General features: G+C 39.2%; 20 protein-coding genes. 1 reads left to right on the forward strand and 19 read right to left on the reverse strand.

What is annotated here, in order from left to right; genetic code table 11:
- Positions 1–5: 5 nt before the first annotated feature.
- From LCF45_RS26000 to nuoA, 10 genes are read right to left on the reverse strand one after another with little or no spacing between them, the layout of a single operon-like run.
- Positions 6–1,508: an NADH-quinone oxidoreductase subunit M gene (locus LCF45_RS26000; RefSeq protein WP_263894378.1), complete on the reverse strand. Its 1,503-nt coding sequence runs from the start codon at positions 1,506–1,508 to the stop codon at positions 6–8.
- On the reverse strand, positions 1,505–3,367 hold the full coding sequence (gene nuoL / locus LCF45_RS26005) for an NADH-quinone oxidoreductase subunit L (protein WP_263894379.1): 1,863 nt from the start codon (positions 3,365–3,367) through the stop codon (positions 1,505–1,507). Before nuoL ends, LCF45_RS26000 begins: the two co-directional genes overlap by 4 nt.
- Positions 3,368–3,396: 29 nt before the next feature.
- Positions 3,397–3,711 carry an NADH-quinone oxidoreductase subunit NuoK gene (gene nuoK, locus LCF45_RS26010; protein WP_000100081.1) on the reverse strand — a complete coding sequence of 105 codons (315 nt, stop codon included), beginning with the start codon at positions 3,709–3,711 and terminating at the stop codon, positions 3,397–3,399.
- Positions 3,704–4,228 carry an NADH-quinone oxidoreductase subunit J gene (locus tag LCF45_RS26015; protein ID WP_001012819.1) on the reverse strand — a complete coding sequence of 175 codons (525 nt, stop codon included), beginning with the start codon at positions 4,226–4,228 and terminating at the stop codon, positions 3,704–3,706. Before LCF45_RS26015 ends, nuoK begins: the two co-directional genes overlap by 8 nt.
- Positions 4,225–4,644 carry an NADH-quinone oxidoreductase subunit NuoI gene (nuoI, locus tag LCF45_RS26020; protein WP_002016193.1) on the reverse strand — a complete coding sequence of 140 codons (420 nt, stop codon included), beginning with the start codon at positions 4,642–4,644 and terminating at the stop codon, positions 4,225–4,227. The genes LCF45_RS26015 and nuoI overlap by 4 nt, the downstream gene beginning before the upstream one ends.
- A gap of 25 nt (positions 4,645–4,669) precedes the next feature.
- Positions 4,670–5,671, reverse strand: coding sequence for an NADH-quinone oxidoreductase subunit NuoH (nuoH, locus tag LCF45_RS26025; RefSeq protein WP_002068471.1), 1,002 nt, complete (start codon positions 5,669–5,671; stop codon positions 4,670–4,672).
- Positions 5,671–6,771 carry an NADH-quinone oxidoreductase subunit NuoD gene (gene nuoD / locus LCF45_RS26030; protein ID WP_033731107.1) on the reverse strand — a complete coding sequence of 367 codons (1,101 nt, stop codon included), beginning with the start codon at positions 6,769–6,771 and terminating at the stop codon, positions 5,671–5,673. The genes nuoH and nuoD overlap by 1 nt, the downstream gene beginning before the upstream one ends.
- Positions 6,772–6,774: 3 nt before the next feature.
- Positions 6,775–8,124: an NADH-quinone oxidoreductase subunit C gene (locus LCF45_RS26035; protein WP_318668856.1), complete on the reverse strand. Its 1,350-nt coding sequence runs from the start codon at positions 8,122–8,124 to the stop codon at positions 6,775–6,777.
- The gene (gene nuoB / locus LCF45_RS26040; protein ID WP_002089729.1) at positions 8,121–8,639 is read right to left on the reverse strand and encodes an NADH-quinone oxidoreductase subunit NuoB; all 519 of its coding nucleotides are present in this window, start codon (positions 8,637–8,639) and stop codon (positions 8,121–8,123) included. The genes LCF45_RS26035 and nuoB overlap by 4 nt, the downstream gene beginning before the upstream one ends.
- Positions 8,630–8,998: an NADH-quinone oxidoreductase subunit NuoA gene (nuoA, locus tag LCF45_RS26045; RefSeq protein WP_000179270.1), complete on the reverse strand. Its 369-nt coding sequence runs from the start codon at positions 8,996–8,998 to the stop codon at positions 8,630–8,632. Before nuoA ends, nuoB begins: the two co-directional genes overlap by 10 nt.
- Before the next feature lie 306 nt (positions 8,999–9,304).
- Here nuoA and LCF45_RS26050 point away from each other — a divergent pair, with 306 nt between their 5' ends.
- Positions 9,305–12,034, forward strand: a complete 2,730-nt coding sequence (locus tag LCF45_RS26050) for an EAL domain-containing protein (RefSeq protein ID WP_263894380.1) — start codon at positions 9,305–9,307, stop codon at positions 12,032–12,034.
- A gap of 17 nt (positions 12,035–12,051) precedes the next feature.
- On the opposite strand, the gene LCF45_RS26055 is transcribed toward LCF45_RS26050, so the two are convergent.
- From LCF45_RS26055 to atpE, 9 genes are all read right to left on the reverse strand, one after another.
- Positions 12,052–12,705: a DUF975 family protein gene (locus tag LCF45_RS26055; RefSeq protein WP_002016276.1), complete on the reverse strand. Its 654-nt coding sequence runs from the start codon at positions 12,703–12,705 to the stop codon at positions 12,052–12,054.
- Between the two features lie 44 nt (positions 12,706–12,749).
- Positions 12,750–13,535, reverse strand: coding sequence for a DUF975 family protein (locus LCF45_RS26060; protein ID WP_263894381.1), 786 nt, complete (start codon positions 13,533–13,535; stop codon positions 12,750–12,752).
- A 316-nt stretch (positions 13,536–13,851) separates the two neighbouring features.
- Complete coding sequence (gene atpC, locus LCF45_RS26065; RefSeq protein ID WP_002016279.1) at positions 13,852–14,253, reverse strand: F0F1 ATP synthase subunit epsilon; 402 nt, start codon at positions 14,251–14,253, stop codon at positions 13,852–13,854.
- Between the two features lie 20 nt (positions 14,254–14,273).
- Positions 14,274–15,683: a F0F1 ATP synthase subunit beta gene (gene atpD, locus LCF45_RS26070; protein ID WP_002016281.1), complete on the reverse strand. Its 1,410-nt coding sequence runs from the start codon at positions 15,681–15,683 to the stop codon at positions 14,274–14,276.
- A 245-nt stretch (positions 15,684–15,928) separates the two neighbouring features.
- On the reverse strand, positions 15,929–16,789 hold the full coding sequence (atpG, locus tag LCF45_RS26075) for a F0F1 ATP synthase subunit gamma (RefSeq protein WP_002016283.1): 861 nt from the start codon (positions 16,787–16,789) through the stop codon (positions 15,929–15,931).
- Between the two features lie 289 nt (positions 16,790–17,078).
- Positions 17,079–18,587, reverse strand: a complete 1,509-nt coding sequence (atpA, locus tag LCF45_RS26080; protein ID WP_002016284.1) for a F0F1 ATP synthase subunit alpha — start codon at positions 18,585–18,587, stop codon at positions 17,079–17,081.
- 11 nt (positions 18,588–18,598) lie between these two features.
- A complete protein-coding gene (gene atpH, locus LCF45_RS26085) occupies positions 18,599–19,141 on the reverse strand; it encodes a F0F1 ATP synthase subunit delta (protein WP_002130060.1) in 543 nt (180 codons plus the stop codon).
- Positions 19,138–19,644 carry a F0F1 ATP synthase subunit B gene (gene atpF, locus LCF45_RS26090; RefSeq protein ID WP_002016287.1) on the reverse strand — a complete coding sequence of 169 codons (507 nt, stop codon included), beginning with the start codon at positions 19,642–19,644 and terminating at the stop codon, positions 19,138–19,140. The genes atpH and atpF overlap by 4 nt, the downstream gene beginning before the upstream one ends.
- A gap of 129 nt (positions 19,645–19,773) precedes the next feature.
- Positions 19,774–19,992: a F0F1 ATP synthase subunit C gene (gene atpE, locus LCF45_RS26095; RefSeq protein ID WP_000052064.1), complete on the reverse strand. Its 219-nt coding sequence runs from the start codon at positions 19,990–19,992 to the stop codon at positions 19,774–19,776.
- Positions 19,993–20,024 lie beyond the last annotated feature (32 nt).

Below are 20,024 nucleotides of genomic sequence, written 5' to 3' on the forward strand. Positions count from 1 at the left end.
CCATCCTACTTCACCCCCAATGTTTTCAATGTAGTTTGAAGTGGATCCCCTAGTAGTTCTGGCATTACCCCAATTGCAATAATACAAACGATAAGCACTATAACAGGGACGTACTCCCATCCGTGTATATCAAATTTCGCTTCCCATTCTTTCTTACCAAATATCACTTGAAGTGTCGCTCTTAATACGTATACAGCGGTTAAAATAATTCCAATTACACCGACGGCGGCGATAACAGGTTTCCCTTGGAATAAACCGAGAAAGGCAAGGAATTCGCTAATAAATCCGGACATCCCTGGCATTCCAAGCGATGCCATACCGCCCGCTAGGAAGAAACCGCTAAGCACCGGAACACTTTTTGCAAGTCCACCAAGTGCTGTAATATCCGAAGTCCCGAAACGCTCTTCAATAATGCCAAGCAAGAAGAAGAGTAAGGCCGCAATTAAACCGTGAGACACAACTTGGAACAATGCCCCTTGTATACCTGGTGCATTTAACGCCGCCAGCCCCATTAATACAATGCCCATATGCGAAATACTAGAGTAAGCAAGTACCTTTCTAAAGTCCGTTTGGATGAGTGCTAGAAAGGCCCCATACAATAAATTAATTACCCCTAAAACCGCAATTAGCGTTGCAAAATCACGAAAATATTCTGGGAATAATCCTTTCCCGAAGCGAACAATACCGTACGCGCCAATCTTCAGCAAAACCCCCGCGTGAAGCATAACTACAGCAGGATGCGCTTCTATGTGTACATTGACCATCCAGCGATGCAAAGGGAAAACAGGGAGTTTAATCGCAAAAGCAATCATTATGGCAAGAAACAAGCCGAACTGTACGCTACTTGAGACGGCCATTCCTCCCCCAGCACCTACACTCGTTAATATTTCTTTAAGCTCCGCAATATTTGTTGTACCTGTTTTCGCAAATAAAACCGAGAAAACGATAAGTAAAATAGCTGATCCAATACCGTTATATATTAAATAACTATATGCAGCCTTTTCACTCGACAATTTCCCCCACTTGCCAATTAATAAAAACATTGGTGGCAACGTAATCTCAAAGAACATGAAGAACAACATTAAATTTTGAGCAGCGAAGACACCGAGCATACCTATTTCTAGCATGAGTAACAGCATGTAGAATGCTTTCAAATTTCTTTTAATAGAAAATGCCGCAATAGCTGCAAGCATCGCTAGAAGGGCTGTGAGCACCATCATTACAAGCGATAAACCATCAATGCCGAGCTCGTAATAAATTGAAAACCACCTTTTGTCCACTGCTGTGAAATCCCCAAATTGAATCCATTTCACCTTTTCATCAAATATCGATAAGCTCTTTCCTGAAGAGTATGTACAAGCAAGGACGATAGCAATTCCAAATGGAAGCGCCGTTCCGAATAAACCAAGCGCCTGCACTGTACGCGATTCTCGTTTCGGCGTTAATAAAAGCAAGAGAATTCCTAAAAGCGGGGAAAAAATGAAGAACGTTAATAGCAATCCATTCACCGTAAATCCCCTCCCGTATATAACAAAATAATTAGGAGCACTGCGAGCGAAACTGCTGTTACAGTTCCATACACTTGTACATTCCCGTTTTGAAGCCGCGATCCTAGTCCACTCATACCTTTAACGAGTCCAGCAATTAAAACTGCGATTCCTTCTACAACGTATACTTCAAATAAGCGAAGCACATGAGCGATTCCTTTCGTAATAGGAAGTACTGCCGCATTGTATAGTTCATCCACATAATATTTTTCTTTCAAAAGGTTATAAAAAGACGTCCCTTCTCCGCCGGCCCAATCTCTAGAGATAGATTTCTTGCCATATATGAAATATGCGAGGGCAATTCCCGCAAATGAAACGAGCGTCGCAACAACCATAATCCAAACAGGTCCATGCACTTCCTTCACCTGGAATCCTATATCTTTCGTAAGCCAATCCCCAAGAAACGTCCCGAACCACGGTGTATTTATATAACCTGCCACTACCGCAAGAACACCAAGGACAATCATCGGATACGTCATGGTGCGAGGTGATTCATGCACCTCTTCCTCCGTCTTCGTTTCCCCTGTAAAGACAAGAAAGTATAGACGGAACATATAAAATGCTGTTAGAAATGCCGCAATTACTGCTAAAACGAATAGAAAGTAATTGCCATTCATCCAAGCCGCCGCTAAAATTTCATCTTTACTAAAAAATCCGGAAAGAAGAGGAACACCACTAATTGCAAGTGTGCCTATTAAAAATAGTGCACCGGTTACTTTCATCTTTTTCTGTAAACCGCCCATTTTATTAATGTTTTGCGTATGGACTGCATGAATTACACTTCCTGCTGCCAGGAACAATAATGCTTTAAAAAAGGCGTGTGTCGTTAAGTGAAAGATACCAGCTACATAACCAGCCGAGCCTAGCGCAAGCATCATATACCCGAGCTGACTAACTGTAGAGTAAGCAAGAACCCTCTTAATATCAGTTTGCACTAGACCGATAGAGGCCGCAAAGATTGCGGTGAAAGCCCCAACGATTGCCACAGTTTGCATCGCTACCGCACTTGCTGAAAATAGCGGGAACATCGTCGCTACTAAATATACGCCGGCTGCAACCATCGTTGCCGCGTGAATAAGCGCCGAAACAGGCGTCGGTCCTTCCATTGCATCTGGCAACCATGTATGAAGCGGGAACTGACCCGATTTCCCCATCGCACCGATAAAAATTAATATCGCCGTTATTGTAATCATAGAAGGAGAGAGGTCGCCCGTATGAATCGCTTTAAAAATCGCGTCATATTCAAAACTACCTGCGTGCCAAAAAATTAATATCATCCCAATAAATAGCCCAACATCCCCAATGCGTGTCATAATAAAAGCCTTTTTCGCAGCAGCCTTCGCTTCTTCTTTAAAGAAATAAAAACCGATGAGTAAAAACGAACCAAGGCCGACTAACTCCCAAAATATATAAAGCTGTAATAAATTCGTCGATATAACTAGCCCAAGCATCGCAAAGGTAAAGAGCCCTAAATATGCATAAAAGGTTGGTAATCTGGTGTCACCTTTCATATAACCTTTTGAGTACACATGTACAAGAAAACTCACAAGTGTAACGATAAACAACATTAAAGCCCCTAATGCGGTAACTTCAAAACCAAATGATATATCTATATCTCCTACCCTAAGCCATACCCACTTATGCTTCACTGCCTCGGATGAAAATCGTTCTATTAGTACCACTATCGCGGATATAAAGGAGAGAAAGGTAAAGAAAATACCTAGTACACTACTTCCCTCTCTAATTTTCTTCCCGAACATAATAAGTATCAAAAACGAAACAAGCGGGAAAAGCGGTATGAGCCATGCATAATCGATCATTGTTTCCTTCCCCCTTTTCGGTCACAATGCTATCCTTTGAGCGTATCCATCTCATCTACATGAACTGTCGGGCGATTACGGTACAAAGCAATCAAAATTGCAAGACCTACCGCTGCCTCCGCTGCCGCTACAGACATCGTAAACAGCGAAAAAATTTGTCCTGTTAAATTCGGAAACAAGCCTAATTTACTAAACGCTACTAGATTTAAATTGGCGGCGTTTAACATCAATTCGATACAAACTAGTACAATTACTGTATTTCGCTTTGTTAAAGCTCCAAATAAGCCGATGCAAAACAAAATAATCGCAAGTGTTAAATACGCAGAAGCCGGAACGCTACTCATGGGAATCCTCCTCTCCCTCATCCTTCTTCGCAAGGATAATCGCTCCTACAAGTGCTACAAGTAAAATAACTGAGGTTAATTCGAATGGAATAATATATTTTGAATAGAGAAGTGTACCGATTTGAAGTGTGTTATTTTCATGGAGAGGTAAACTTCCTTGTGTGCTTTGATTTGAAAAATCGATACTATTAACAGCGAAATACATAACTGCTCCAAATGCTACAACCGCAAAGAAGATAATCCATTTTCGAAGAGTAAGGCGCGATTCATTTTCCGCGTTATGTTTCGTTAACATAATGCCAAAAATCATAATAATAGTGATTGCACCAGAGTAAAGTAAAATTTGTGCCACTCCGATAAATTCGGCTGATAAGAGAAAGTACAAACCCGCAATGCTAAGGAACGTAAGCACAAGGGCCAGCATCATATGCATTACTTTCGTTAAATTCAGCATAAGAACGCCACCGATAATCGCAGACAAGGATAATATAAAGAAAGCTACAAACTCGCCGTTCATGCTTTATTCTCCTTCCTGATGTTCTCGTCGTTCTCGTCAAGCCACTGCAAATTTTTAAATAAATCATCACGTGAATACTCTGCAAGTTCAAAGTTATTTGTCATTACAATCGCCTCTGTCGGGCAAACTTCTGTACATAAATCGCAAAGAATACAAATTTCAAAATTAATATCATACGTGTCGATAATTTTCCCTTTTTTCGTAGGATCAGGATGTTTTTTTCCTGTTAATTGAATGCAATCTGTCGGACAAATGTTGGAACACTGATTACAAACAATACATTTCTCTGGATAAAACTTTTGAATACCTCGAAATCGGTCTGGTAATGGCAACGGTTGATTTGGATAATCATACGTCACCTTTTTCTTACTCAAATTACTAAGCGTATATTTTAACCCTTTAAATAGTCCTTTCATCTCTTACTGGCACCCCCTTTATAGATTAGAAGAATAGCTCCTTAATCAATGCCGTTAAGAAAATATTTGCAAGTGCGATTGGTAATAATACTTTCCAGCCAAACTCCATTAACTGGTCACCTCTTATGCGCGGGAACGTAACGCGGAACCAAATCAATAGAAAGACCACACTGCTGAATTTCAAAGCAAACCATACGGCTCCTGGAATAAACCCAAGGAACATAACTGGATTCCAGCCTCCTAAAAAGAGTACTGTAATTAAAGATGACATCCCGAAGAAATACACATACTCTGAAAGCATGAAAAACGCCCAGCGAAAACCTGAGTATTCCGTATGGTATCCTGAAACAAGTTCTGACTCCGCTTCGGGTAAATCAAACGGTGTCCTATTTAACTCTGCAACTGCAGCGATTAAGAAAATGACGAAACCGATTGGCTGTGCGAAAATGTACCATACCTTTTCCTGCGCCGCTACAATTTCATTCAAGTTAAGACTACCAGCTAACAAAACGACGCCAATTACACTCATCACAAGTGGAATCTCATAAGAAATCATTTGCGCTGCCGCACGCATCCCTCCTAAAAGGGAATATTTATTATTTGATGCCCATCCCCCAGTTACGACGCCGATCGTCGTAATCCCAGAAACAGCAATGTAATACAGTAACCCTACACCAATATCCGCGAACTGAAATTTATCAGTAAACGGGATAACCGCAAGCACCATAAATGCTGGTGCGAATGCAATAACAGGTGCTAATATAAACAACGGTTTATCTGCAGCTTTCGGAATACTATCTTCTTTTAATAATAATTTCAAAACATCAGCTACCGTTTGGAGTAAACCGAACCGGCCCCCAACTTGGTTTGGTCCAATCCGCCCTTGCATAAATCCCATCACTTTCCGTTCTGCCAAAATACCGTATGTAACGAAGCCAAGGACTGCAAATAATAGAAGCACCGCTAATCCGAAAAAAATGAAGAAATTCGTCCAGCTTGAAGGTGATTGTAAGAGCGTCTCAATCATTAGCCGTCAACCTCCCCAAGTACAATATCAACCCCACCTAAAATCGTAATTAAATTGGCGATGTTTTCACCTTTCAATAACTTCGGTAAGATTTGCAAATTATAAAAAGACGGTCTACGAAATTTCAAGCGGTACGGCTCTTTCTTTCCATCACTAGCAATATAACAGCCAATCTCTCCCCGCGGTGACTCTATACGGACGAACGCTTCTCCCTTAGGTGCTTTAATAATTTTCGGCACTTTCGCCAGCACAGCGCCGTCTTTCGGGAACTGCTCGGCTGCTTGCTCAATAATTTTCAATGACTCCTCAATTTCCTCCATCCGGCAAACGTAGCGATCCCAAGCATCTCCCGAGATCCCAACAGGAATATCAAAGTCAAAACGATCATAAATAGAATACGGCTCATCTTTGCGAAGATCCCAGTGGACTCCCGTGCACCGCAAATTTGCGCCACTTAAAGAATACGAGATCGCCTCTTCCGCGCTATATACGCCAACGCCTTTCACACGATTTAAGAAAATTTCATTTCCGCTAACAAGGTCGTGATACCCTTCCAACTGCTCTCTCATATACGGAACAAACTCTTTCACCTTTTCAATCCAGCCGTCTGGTGCATCCCACTTCACGCCGCCGACTCTCATATAGTTGAAAGTAAGCCTTGCACCGCACAATTCACTTAATAAATTTATAATCATCTCTCGTTCACGAAAGGCATATAAAAATGGACTAACCGCTCCTATATCAAGCAGGTTCGTTCCCCACCAGACGAGATGGCTCGCAACTCTCCCAAGCTCCATCGCAAGCACCCGTAAATATTCAGCACGCTCTGGAATCTCAAGATCCATCATCGTCTCTACAGCGTGGCAAAGGACGTAATTATTCGTCATTGCTGATAAATAGTCCATTCGATCTGTATACGGGATAATTTGTGTATATTGCAAGCTCTCAGCTATCTTTTCTGTTCCGCGATGCAAATATCCGATAACCGGTGTAGCCTCTTTAATAATTTCCCCGTCAATCTTAATCACAAGCCGAAACACACCATGTGTACTCGGATGCTGCGGCCCTACATTTAAGAGCATCTCTTCCGTACGGATCACAAGCTACACCTCCACATCATACGGTTCATAATCCTTCCTAAGCGGATACCCCACCCAATCATCCGGCATTAAAATGCGAGATAAATTAGGATGACCTTCAAATACAATACCGAGCAAATCATACGCTTCACGCTCCGGCCAATCTGCCCCTTTCCAAAGCGGCGTCACCGATTTTACTTGCGGCGCTTCCCTATCCAGCTTTACCTTCACTGCTACTGACTGTTTCTTTCCATATGAAAATAAATGAACGTATACTTCCATATGTGTCACAAAATCTGTCGCATGTAGCTCTGACATATAATCAAAAGCAAGCCCCTCATGGAATCGCATTAATTCCATCACTTCATAATATTTCGAAGGCTCCGCCACAAGAGTTGGAACATCTTTTGAAAGCTTATTAATATAGGAATCTACTAATGCATATCCTCCTACCCTCTCCTTAACAACCTCCACATAGCGATTTAAATATGGTTGGTTAACTGATGGTTCTTCCTGCTGCAGTTCGTCTTCTATCTTATTTACAGATCCCTTTGCCCTTGCAGCAGCAGCGGCTTTCGCTTTCGCGGCTGCAATTGCCTTTGCTTTCTCATCTCCAGAATCCCCCTCACCTTGTGAGGCTTTCTGCTTCGCTAACGCTGCTGCTTTTGCTTTTGCAGCTGCTACGGCCTTCGCTTTAGCTTTTTCTTCGTCCTTTACTTCTTCTGATCCTTCTCGCTTTTTCTTCGCTAATACCGCTGCTTTTGCTTTTGCAGCTGCTGCAGCTTTCGCTTTAGCTTTTTCTTCGTCCGTTACTTCTTCTGATCCTTCTCGCCTCTGCTTCGCTAATACCGCTGCTTTTGCTTTTGCAGCTGCTGCGGCCTTTGCCTTCGCTTTGGCTTTTTCTTCGTCCTTTACTTCTTCTGATCCTTCTCGCTTTTGCTTCGCTAATGCCGCTGCTTTTGCTTTTGCAGCTGCTGCAGCTTTCGCCTTTGCTTTAACTTTTTCCTCGTCCGTTACTTCTTCTGATCCTTCTCGCTTCTGCTTCGCTAATGCCGCTGCTTTTGCTTTTGCAGCTGCTGCGGCCTTTGCCTTCGCTTTGGCTTTTTCTTCGTCCGTTACTTCTTCTGATCCTTCTCGCTTTTGCTTCGCTAATACCGCTGCTTTTGCTTTTGCAGCTGCTGCGGCCTCCACCTTCGCTTCTTCTACATTAATCCCCTTATCTTTTGGTAACGCTTTCTCTTTTTCTCGATGTTCTCCTTCAAGTTTAGACATTTCCGCCCCATGTTTCGCAGCAAGACGTTTTCGCGCTTCCTCTTTCGCATGACGGGCTGCTTCTCTTTTCATACTTTCTAAGTCTTTATTTGGATCACTCATTTATTCGTCACCTGCTTCCCGGTCCTCGCCTCGTAACGAATTTTTTCTTTTAATTTATTAATTCCATAAATTAAAGCAGCAGGATTTGGAGGGCATCCAGGAATATACACATCAACTGGTACAATTTGATCTACACCTTTCACAACAGCATACGAATTCACATACGGACCACCGGCCGTTGCACAAGATCCCATCGCAATTACCCACTTCGGTTCAGGCATTTGATCATATAGGCGCCGAACAATAGGTGCCATTTTCTTCGTTACCGTTCCTGACACAATCATGACGTCCGATTGTCTTGGTGAAGTCCGAAAAAATGACCCAAATCGATCTAAATCGTAATGTGATGAGCCTACTCCCATCATTTCAATCGCACAGCATGCCAGTCCAAATGTCATCGGCCATAAAGAGTTGCTCCGCGCCCATCCCTTCAACTGTTCCAATGTAGAAAAAAAGATATTCCTTTCTAATTCCGCTCGCTCCTGTGGGTGTAATTCCTCAAAATTTATAACCATTGTAACACCTTCTTTTTCCAAGCATACGCTAATCCAACTAGCAACATCACAACAAAAATGAGCATTTCAATCAGTGCAAATAAACCAAGCTTGTCATATGCAACAGCCCATGGGTATAAAAATAAAGTTTCTACATCAAAGATGACGAACAATAAAGCGAAAATGTAATAACGAGCATGAAACCGAATATTTGCATCATGAAAAGGCTCAATTCCACTCTCATACGTCGTCGCTTTCGCTGCACTCGGTTTGTTTGGACGCAGCATTTTCCCTAATGTAAGAGCCACTACCGGCAGCAATATACCTAATAGCAAGAAAATCAAAACGATCATATAACTATTTTCATATACACTTGCCATTGTGAAACCCTCCCCCCTGAATTAAGAACAAGTTCACATAGTAAACAATATGTCTTACTTGCATTATTTATTATTTTTAAATTTTTCTAAATAATGCAACTATTCAATTCATTATAGCAAACTTCAAATTCCTATGTCGATATATTGGGAACAGAAACAACAATTAATACTTGCTGAGCAAATCTATTTTTACAACTCATTATAAATGTGTAAAATAAATATAGAAATTCTATATGTTTTCAAGCAATCATAAAAAACATAAACTACAAAAAGGTGGTTCTTATGTATATACAGTGGGTGATATAAATGAAAAAACAAACACATGTAAGTATTCTTATAAGCATTTCATTGTTGTATATAGCTATTCATTACGTATCAATGTCCGTTTTATATGAGTACGCACTCCCATTTCAAATATTAACTGGAATAAGTACCATATTAATTGATATTACAATTTGCAGTTATATATTTTATTTTTCAAATATAAAACAAGGGTTATCTCGTTTGTTTTGGATAACATTAACTATCGGATCCTTCTCTTATTTCATCGGCGATATAGTAGTTGCTTATCAACGCTTAATTCTGCATGACTACTATACATTCGTTGATCCATCAGACTTTTTTTACTTATTATTTTTAATTAGCTTTGCATTTGCCTTTCTATATGAAATTATTTATGGCCGAGATTTATTGGAACAGCTTTTTACGATATGTGATATTTGTATTATTGTTACTGCTCAATTTACTTTAAGCTACTATTTACTTATTGAAAGAACCATTCATATTTTTACAACATCATATATCGACATGTTTGTTCAACTCACGTATCCAATGGCTGATCTACTCTTTCTTTTAATAGGAATCAACCTTTTGTTCAGACCATTATCCTTACTACCAAAGCAAGTTGGTGCTCTTCTTGGCAGTGCTTTAATTTTGTATGCTACTACGGATTCTATTTATGCTTATATAAAATACTTCCAGCCTGAGCACTCTATGTTCACAGTTGCTCCATTATATCAAGTAACCTTATTATTGGTAGCAATCGCTTGTATACTTCACACAAAAGAGCCCGAAAAACAAGAACAAATATTACTAACGCCTCAATTTGGTGAATCAATCCGATTATCATTACCGTATATTTCTGTCGTGATGCTTATTGTTTTTATATTGGTCGAAAATGTTTTTGCACCTATCGTAGTAATTGGACTTATGGTAACTTTCGCCTTCGTTCTCATACGCCATACGTTAGTTCGAAGACAAAATAAAATATTATTGCTAGCACAAATGCAATTCAGCTTAGAACTCGAGAAACAAATCGAACTACGTACAGAAGATTTAGTAGAACAAAAAAATGAGTTATATCATAACCAACAAATGTTTAAATCTTTATACGAGCATCATCCAGATCCAATTTTCACATTAGATTTGTACGGTAATTTTCTCAATGTGAACAACGCTGGAACTACTTTACTCGGTTATCAAACGAATGAATTATTAAACCAACCATACTATTCACTTATGTATGAAGAAGATTTAGAAGAAATCATTACTGCCTTTCATCACGTGAAAAAAGGGAAATCTATTTCTTTAGAAATACGGGCATATCATAAAAATAGAGATATTTACTACTTACATGTTACAGCTGTTCCCATCTTTTTAAAGGAACATATTTCTGGGGCCTATTTAATGATTAAAGATATTACAGAAAGCAAGCAGCAACAAGAGCAAATTAATTTCCTAGCATATCACGATACTTTAACGGAACTTGCGAATCGCCGTTCATTTCATCAACATTTAGAAAAGGCAATTGCACGAGCAAAAATATCAAAAAGACCTTTTGCTGTTATGTTTCTCGATTTAGACCGTTTTAAAGTTATTAACGATACTCTCGGTCACCGGGTAGGAGATCTTCTTTTAATTGCTGTAGCAAAAAGACTAGAACGAATATCGACGTCAAATATGAAACTTGCTCGGTTAGCTGGGGATGAGTTCACAATTCTTATAGAAGATTATAAAGAAGATAGAGATGTACAAAAAATAGCTGATATGATTGTACTATCTATGAATGAGCCATTCGAAATTGAAAATCAACATTTACAAATCTCGCCAAGTATCGGGATTGCAATATACCCAGAAGCAGGCGAAGATCCGTTATCTATTTTACAACATGCTGATATGGCCATGTACGAAACCAAAAATAAAGGAAAGAATGGTAGCTCACTTTATACGAAAGAGTTATATAAAAAAATGGAGCGAAAAGCTCGAATTGAAAAAGATTTACCACTTGCTTTAGTAAATAAAGAATTCTTTCTCGTCTATCAACCACAAGTTGACATTACAACGAATAAAATCATCGGTGCCGAAGCTTTAATCCGTTGGAAACATCCACTATTAGGTGACATTTCACCATGTGAGTTCATTCCAATTGTGGAAGAGACTCCGCAGGTCATCCCACTTGGGCATTGGGTGCTACGAGAGTCTTGTCGTCAACTAAAAATATGGCAAAGTTTTGGATACACAAACTTAAAAATGAGTGTCAATTTATCAGCGAAAGAATTTCAACAAAATCAATTAATCGAAAATATTTCACAAATACTAAAGGACGTTAAAATTGACCCGAAAGATGTAACACTTGAACTAACAGAACGAATTGCGATGATTGATGAAAAAGAAACATTATCGAGACTAAAGCAATTAAAAGAATATGGTATTCAAACGTCCATTGATGACTTCGGTACCGGCTACTCTTCTCTTGCTTATTTATCAATTTTCCCTATTGATACATTAAAAGTACCAAAAGAATTTACACAACTAGCCGATCATCGGCCTGAAGAAAGAGCCATCGTTTCCACTATCCTTTCCCTTGCAAATACTTTAAATCTCTCTGTCGTTGCTGAAGGAATTGAAACAGAAAAACAGCTTAAGTTTCTACAAAAAAACAACTGTAAATACATGCAAGGTTACTATTTCAGTAAACCTCTAACAAGTAAACAGTTTATAAAATTCCTACAAAAAACACCCAGTATGAACCAATAGTTCACACTGGGTGTTTTTTAAAGTGTCGGAATTCTTTTTTCGTAATATTCTTCTGCAATCTCTTCGTAAAAAGCTGCTGTCGTTGTATAAAAATATGGAATCAACCATAAAAATCCAATCCCTAATGTAATACAACTTAATATAAACCAACCAATAAAACTTAAACATAAAATGAAATACTCCATCTTATGTCCAGCCATCATACGACGACTTTCTGTAATAGCTTGATTTATTGAATACTCAGGATGATCATTTATAATAAAATACGTCATCGCATAAGAAAATGATTTAATAATGCCCGGAATAATAAATAGTAAGCACCATAAGAAAATATAAATGTTTACTACTATATATAATAAAAATGACTTTATAAACTTACTTCCTTCCGTAAACCATCTGAATATATGCCCAATACGCGCTTCTTTTTCACGAATTATATATAGTGCTAAACAATAACCACCTAGCGTTAATGGACCTACCATCAATATTGTAATAACATCTACTGAAAGTGAGTTATCTACTTCTTTCCAATCCCAAACCTGAGAGAAAATGAAATCAACACTAAAACTAAAAGCTGAAATAAGAATCGAAATAAGTAATGTTGCCCCAACAGCTAAGCCCCATTTTCCTTCTAGTGAATCTAGTGCTTCTCCTTTTAAATCACTAATCATAATTAGCCTCCAATACGTAATAATTCTATTAGTATAGCATGTTCCTACTGCAATTCACCTTTTGCAATATAGCGATAAAAATGTGCTGTCGTTGTACCTACATATGGACTAAGCCAAAGAAATCCTATTCCAAGAGTAAGAATTGCTAAAATAGCCCATCCTATGAAGCTAAGCCATAAAAGAAATAAATCTAGTTTATGCCCCTTCATAAAGTTCTTACTTTCTTTCATCGCCTGTGAAACGCTATAATCTGGATTTTCAACTATAACATAATACGTCATCGCATAAGAAAAATACATCACAATCATTACAACAATCGAAATAGCTAATAGTACAAAGAAAGCAATTGTTAACGATACATTCCCTTCCTCACCAAAAAACGCGAATACACCTAGTAACAACATCGGAATCCACGTACCTGTATATAACAAAATCGCAAGCATAGCCCACATTGTTTTCATCATTCTTTTAAAGCCACGAAATCCTTCAAATAAATAATCTACTCTAGCATCTTCTCGTTTACTAATTTGTAGCAACACATTCGTATAACCGTATGATGTAATACCATAAGATGCATTACTCAAAATGATTATTATGCAATAAAAAATTCCAAATGTAATACCTGCCCCGACTGATATCGCTTCCTCTTCAATTGAACCCGCTAAACCAACAACTAAGAAAAATATAATAATTCCTGGAATTAAAAGTATAAGCATTGCAGCCATTGAAACAACATAACTTAAAATAATATGTAAAATCGTTGATCCAACACCTAGTCCCCATTTTCCCTTTAAAGAGTACAATGCTTCTCGTTTCATTTCACCGATCATTTGTTCATCTCCTTTATGAAATATAAATTGTTATATATTTTCTACTTATACAAACAACAATATAATTATACCAATTTTGTAAGTTTATTCTATCTATTAAATTGAGTTTCAGTTTCGACATTTAAATAAAACACATCTATGCATAACAAAAAACGAACCTGCAGTTCTTTTTATTTCTTGATTTTCACTTGGCATCGGGCAAAAAAAGGCTCTGACGGCTAAATGCTCTCTCCTACCTAAAGAGAGGCATTTTTTCCCCTTTTTATTTATATCCATAACAAAAAATCCGTAAAGGCAAGAGCCCTTACGGATTTTTTTACTTCATATCTGAAACGTTTAAACGGTTCACAGCACGCTGCAAAGCCATTTCTGCACGTCTAAAGTCAACATGCGCTTGTTTATCTTGCATACGTTGCTCAGCGCGACGTTTCGATTCATTTGCACGATGGATATCGATATGGTTTGCTTCTTCAGCAGATGATGATAACACAGTTACTTTATCTGGACGAACTTCGATAAAGCCACCGCTTACTGCTACATAATCAGTGTGCCCACCATTTTTCAGACGGACCGCACTAATTTTTAAAGGTGCAACAGTTGGAATGTGACCTGGTAAGATCCCCATTTCCCCACTCTCTGCTTTTACGCTTACCATTTCTACTTCTTTTTCGTAAACCGGTCCATCAGGAGTTACAATACTGACTGGAAATGTCTTCATAATTCGTCCCTCCTAAGGCCTTACGCCATCATTTTCTTCGCGTTTTCAATAACTTCTTCAATGCTACCAACAAGACGGAACGCATCTTCTGGAAGGTCATCATATTTTCCTTCTAGAATTTCTTTGAAACCACTAACTGTATTTTTTACAGGTACGTAAGAACCTTTTTGACCTGTAAACTGTTCAGCTACGTGGAAGTTTTGTGATAAGAAGAATTGAATACGACGAGCACGATGTACAACTAACTTATCTTCTTCAGATAACTCATCCATACCTAAGATAGCGATGATATCTTGAAGCTCTTTATAACGCTGTAAAGTTTGCTGTACTTGACGAGCTACTCCATAATGCTCTTCTCCTACGATTTCTGGAGAAAGCGCACGAGATGTAGATGCTAATGGATCTACGGCTGGGTAAATACCCATTTGTGTTAAACGACGCTCTAAGTTTGTTGTTGCATCTAAGTGAGCGAACGTTGTAGCTGGTGCTGGATCCGTATAGTCATCGGCTGGTACGTATACCGCTTGGATAGACGTGATAGATCCTTTATTTGTAGATGTAATACGCTCTTGTAATTGACCCATTTCTGTTGCAAGTGTTGGCTGGTAACCTACCGCAGATGGCATACGACCAAGAAGGGCAGATACTTCAGAACCCGCTTGCGTGAAACGGAAGATGTTATCGATGAACAATAGTACGTCTTGTCCTTGCTCATCACGGAAATGTTCAGCCATTGTTAAACCTGTTAATGCAACACGTTGACGTGCTCCAGGTGGCTCGTTCATTTGTCCGAATACCATCGCAGTTTTCTTAATTACGCCAGAATCGCTCATTTCGTGGTATAAGTCGTTACCTTCACGAGTACGCTCACCTACACCAGCGAATACAGAGATACCACCGTGCTCTTGTGCGATGTTGTTAATTAATTCCTGAATTAATACTGTTTTACCTACACCGGCACCACCGAATAGACCGATCTTACCACCCTTAATGTAAGGAGCAAGTAAGTCTACTACTTTAATACCAGTTTCAAGAATTTCTACTTTAGTAGATAACTCTTCGAATGCAGGCGCTTGACGGTGAATTGGATCACGACGTACATCCGCAGGAACATCACCATCTAAGTCAATTGCATCACCTAATACGTTAAATACACGACCAAGTGTTACATCACCAACTGGTACAGAGATTGCTTTACCAGTATCTTCTACTTCTGTGCCACGAACAAGTCCATCTGTGGAAGACATTGCAACTGTACGAACTGTGTCATCACCTAAATGAAGTGCAACTTCAAATGTTAAGTTAATGCTTGCTCCGTTTTCGTTGCTTTGTTTTACCGTAAGGGCGTTGTAGATTTCTGGTAGCTTTCCGCCATCAAACTTAACGTCTACAACCGGACCCATGATTTGCGTAACGCGCCCTTTATTCATCGGGTTCCCTCCTAGCTTTCTTTTAATTAGCCAGCTTTCTAAGAGAAGTCGGCTTTTAATTTTTATTAGTTTATAGCTTACGCGACTCTCCTGTTCTGGACGAACCGCTTCCGCTTTTTATTGAATCTAGTTCCGGTGGCTAGAAGGGTCGGTCATTTCACCCCTTCCTACGAGGCAAAGAACGCCTCTTTGTCAGGAGTTCCAATGCCCTCCCCTTCTGAGCAAGCCACCTACGCTTTTTAATACTATTCTAACGCTGCTACTCCACCAACGATTTCCGTAATTTCTTGCGTAATCGCTGCTTGACGCGCACGGTTGAATGAAAGTGTAAGTGAATCGATAACTTCCATTGCGTTGTCTGTAGCACTCTTCATTGCTGTCATACGCGCCGCGTGCTCACTTGCTTTACCGTCTAGTAATGCACCGTACACTAAGCTTTCTGCGTATTGTGGCAATAATACTTTTAAAATTTCTTCTTCAGAAGGTTCGAATTCATAAGCTGTCGTCGGTTTATCAGACGCCACATCCGTAAGCGGTAAAATTTTATTTTCCGTTACTTCTTGTGAAATTTTACTTACATAATGATTGTAGTAAATATACAGCTCATCATAAGCACCATCTGCGAACATCGCAATTGCTCGAGAAGCAATATCTTTAATATCAGTAAATGATGGGTGGTCAGATAATCCAACTACTTCATCAATAATGTTAAAGCCGCGACGTTTTAAATAATCACGTCCTAGTCGTCCAAGCACAATAATTGAATATTGGTTTGAATCCATATTATGACGTTCACGAATTACGTTACTTACTGTACGTAATACGTTACTGTTATAACCACCTGCTAGTCCGCGATCAGATGTAATAACGATGTACCCTGTACGCTTTACAGGACGCGCATTTAGCATTGGATGATTAATCCCTTTACTTCCTTGCGCAATGCTCGCTACTACTTCTTGAATCTTTTCCATATACGGAACGAAAGATTTAGCATTTTGTTCTGCACGGTTTAACTTAGATGCAGATACCATCTCCATCGCTTTCGTAATTTGACTCGTTTTCTTTGTCGAGTTAATCTTCGCTTTTATATCGCGTAAAGATGCCACAGGTTTTCACCACCTTTTTTCCGGAAGTTGGCACGATTAGTAAGAATCCTCTTCCTAATCTACGTTGCAAGATATTCTTGCTCATGATTGAAGGAAAAGAATAGGTGCACCTACTCTTTTCCTTTACATAACCGTCAGCAATCTCAAAGTTTGAGATGCCTTTATATTATCTAGCTCCAGCGGCTTGAATGCTCGGTGACTTCACTTCTTCCTACGAGGCAAAGACCGCCTCTTCGTCAGAAGCTCCATCCCCCTCACATTCAGAACGAGCCGCTTCCGCTTTTATTTATTATTCAGAAGCTACGAATACTTTTTTAAATCCGTTAATTGCTGCTGCAAATTTGTCGTCATCCGCAAGTTTCTTAGTTGTGCGAATTTCGCTTAATAAGTCAGTTGCATTTGAATCTAACCAAGCATGGAATTCTTCTTCGAAACGAGTGATATCTACTACTGGGATATCATCTAGGAATCCACGTGTTAAAGCGTAAAGAATGATAACTTGTTTCTCTACACGTAACGGTTTGTGTAATCCTTGTTTTAATACCTCAACTGTACGAGCACCACGGTTTAATTTCGCTTGTGTTGCTTTATCAAGGTCAGAACCGAACTGAGCGAACGCTTCTAACTCACGATAAGATGCAAGGTCAAGACGAAGTGTACCTGATACTTTACTCATCGCTTTAATCTGAGCTGATCCACCTACACGAGATACAGAAGTACCCGCATCGATTGCTGGACGTACGCCAGAGAAGAATAGGTCAGATTGTAAGAAGATTTGTCCATCCGTAATAGAAATTACGTTTGTTGGGATGTAAGCTGATACGTCCCCTGCTTGTGTTTCGATGAAAGGTAGTGCAGTTAAAGAACCGCCGCCTCTTGCATCACTTAATTTTGCTGCACGCTCTAATAAGCGAGAATGTAAGTAGAATACATCCCCTGGATATGCTTCACGACCTGGAGGACGACGTAATAGTAATGAAAGCTCACGGTAAGCCGCTGCTTGTTTTGATAAGTCATCATATACTACTAATACGTGTTTACCATTGTACATGAACTCTTCACCCATTGTTACACCAGCGTAAGGAGCTAGGTATAATAATGGAGCTGGTTGAGAAGCCGATGCAGTTACAACGATTGTGTAATCTAATGCACCGTGCTTACGTAGTGTTTCTACTACGTTACGTACTGTTGATTCTTTTTGTCCGATAGCTACATAGATACAAATCATATCTTCATCTTTTTGGTTAATGATCGTATCAAGTGCAACTGCTGTTTTACCTGTTTGGCGGTCACCGATGATTAACTCACGTTGACCACGGCCAATTGGTACAAGAGCATCGATCGCTTTAATACCTGTTTGAAGTGGTTCATGAACAGATTTACGATCCATTACACCTGGTGCTGGACTTTCGATTGGACGAGTGTTTGTTGTATTGATTGGGCCTAAACCATCAACTGGTTGACCTAATGGGTTTACAACACGACCGATTAGTTCTTTTCCTACTGGTACTTGCATGATGCGACCAGTACGACGAACTTCGTCACCTTCACGGATTTCTGTGTAAGGTCCTAAAATAATGATACCTACGTTGTTTTCCTCTAAGTTTTGTGCTAGTCCCATAACGCCATTAGAGAACTCTACAAGTTCACCAGCCATAACGTTATCAAGACCATGAGCACGCGCAATACCGTCACCAACTTGGATAACTGTACCAACATCACTAACTTCGATTTCAGACTGATAGTTCTCGATTTGTTGCTTTATCAGTGCGCTAATTTCTTCAGCTCTGATGCTCATGTGCTTCACCCCTATCTATTCTTCATTAATTCACGCTGAATACGTGCTAATTTTCCTTGTAAGCTTCCGTCGTAAATGCGATTTCCAATACGTACTTTAATGCCGCCTAGTAAATCTTCATCCACAACATTTTTCACGCGAATTGCATCTTTTCCTGTTTTTTTTGCAAATGCTTCTGCAATGTTAAGTTTTTCTTCTTCCGATAGAAGACGAATAGAATATACAGTTGCATCCGCTACGTTACGTTCTTCATTAGCAAGAACAACATATTCATTTGCAATTTCAGGTAGGATATCAATACGCTTGTTATCAATTAAAATATATAACGTATTTAAAATAGATTCAGAAACAGATGCGAATACGTTTGCAAGAAACGTTTTCTTCTGCTCTTTTGAAATGTTCGGTTGCGTTAAAAAGCTATGTAGTTCTCCGTTCTTTGTAAAAACGTTTTGTACAAGGCGTAATTCCTCTTCAAACATTTCTAATACGTGTTTTTCTTTTGCAATTTTGAAAAGAGCGACAGCATAACGTTTTGCTACAATCCCATTGCTCATCGCGCTTCTCCTACTTCTTTAATATAATCGCGAATTAACTTCACTTGATCTTCTTCTTTTAATTCTTTTTCAATTACTTTAGAAGCAATATGAACAGATAAAGAAGCAACTTGTTCTTGTAAAGCAGCAATCGCTTGCTCTTTTTCGCGTTGAATTTCTTGTACAGCAGATGTTTTAATTGATTCTGCTTCTTCTTTCGCAGCAGCAACAATAACATCCTTTTGATCTACAGCTTGTTTCTTCGCTCTTTCGATTAACTCTTGTGCTTCAACACGCGATTGTTTTAACATTTCACGTTGTTCTTCTACTAATTTCTTCGCTTCAGCATTACTTCTTTCTGCAGCGTCGATTTCATTAGTAACATGCTCTTCACGTTCTTTCATAATTCCCATTAAAGGACCCCACGCGAATTTGCGTAGCATTACTAATAGAAGTAAGAAAATGAACAATGTATAAGCAATCGTTCCAAATGGAATGGAAGCCCCTAATAATAAAGTTGGCACAAGGATTCACTCCCTTCAAAATATCTAAATTGATCATATGAAAAAAAAAGACATACGTTTCGTTCATAAAGCAATGGCGAAGAAAGTTCGGAAAAACACTCTTCGCCATCTATGTAAGGGGAGTCTCCCTTATTTGTTCATTACGATGAAAGCAATAACTACACCGATAATTGGAAGTGCCTCAACTAATGCAACCCCGATGAACATAATTGTTTGAAGTGCGCCTTTTAATTCTGGTTGACGAGCAACACCTTCGATTGTACGTGATACGATAAGACCGTTACCAATACCTGCACCTAATGCTGATAAACCAATTGCAATTGCAGCTGCGATTACACCTAAACTCATTTAATTTGTCCTCCTTTGTATTATAAAAAAAT

This window comes from Bacillus sp. 41-22 (assembly GCF_025809295.1).
GTDB lineage: Bacteria > Bacillota > Bacilli > Bacillales > Bacillaceae_G > Bacillus_A > Bacillus_A mycoides.

Excerpts from the sequence above, each read along its gene's own strand:
- LCF45_RS26055 (WP_002016276.1), bottom strand. The coding sequence starts at position 12,705 with ATGATTAGTGATTTAAAAGGAGAAGCACTAGATTCACTAGAAGGAAAA.
- atpD (WP_002016281.1), bottom strand. The coding sequence starts at position 15,683 with ATGAATAAAGGGCGCGTTACGCAAATCATGGGTCCGGTTGTAGACGTT.
- nuoA (WP_000179270.1), bottom strand. The coding sequence starts at position 8,998 with ATGGCAAGTGTATATGAAAATAGTTATATGATCGTTTTGATTTTCTTG.
- nuoK (WP_000100081.1), bottom strand. The coding sequence starts at position 3,711 with ATGAGTAGCGTTCCGGCTTCTGCGTATTTAACACTTGCGATTATTTTG.
- atpH (WP_002130060.1), bottom strand. The coding sequence starts at position 19,141 with ATGAGCAATGGGATTGTAGCAAAACGTTATGCTGTCGCTCTTTTCAAA.
- LCF45_RS26050 (WP_263894380.1), top strand. The coding sequence starts at position 9,305 with ATGAAAAAACAAACACATGTAAGTATTCTTATAAGCATTTCATTGTTG.
- LCF45_RS26035 (WP_318668856.1), bottom strand. The coding sequence starts at position 8,124 with ATGAGTGATCCAAATAAAGACTTAGAAAGTATGAAAAGAGAAGCAGCC.
- LCF45_RS26015 (WP_001012819.1), bottom strand. The coding sequence starts at position 4,228 with ATGAACGGCGAGTTTGTAGCTTTCTTTATATTATCCTTGTCTGCGATT.
- LCF45_RS26060 (WP_263894381.1), bottom strand. The coding sequence starts at position 13,535 with ATGATCGGTGAAATGAAACGAGAAGCATTGTACTCTTTAAAGGGAAAA.
- nuoH (WP_002068471.1), bottom strand. The coding sequence starts at position 5,671 with ATGATTGAGACGCTCTTACAATCACCTTCAAGCTGGACGAATTTCTTC.
- atpC (WP_002016279.1), bottom strand. The coding sequence starts at position 14,253 with ATGAAGACATTTCCAGTCAGTATTGTAACTCCTGATGGACCGGTTTAC.
- nuoI (WP_002016193.1), bottom strand. The coding sequence starts at position 4,644 with ATGAAAGGACTATTTAAAGGGTTAAAATATACGCTTAGTAATTTGAGT.
- atpE (WP_000052064.1), bottom strand. The coding sequence starts at position 19,992 with ATGAGTTTAGGTGTAATCGCAGCTGCAATTGCAATTGGTTTATCAGCA.
- atpA (WP_002016284.1), bottom strand. The coding sequence starts at position 18,587 with ATGAGCATCAGAGCTGAAGAAATTAGCGCACTGATAAAGCAACAAATC.
- nuoL (WP_263894379.1), bottom strand. The coding sequence starts at position 3,367 with ATGATCGATTATGCATGGCTCATACCGCTTTTCCCGCTTGTTTCGTTT.
- nuoB (WP_002089729.1), bottom strand. The coding sequence starts at position 8,639 with ATGGTTATAAATTTTGAGGAATTACACCCACAGGAGCGAGCGGAATTA.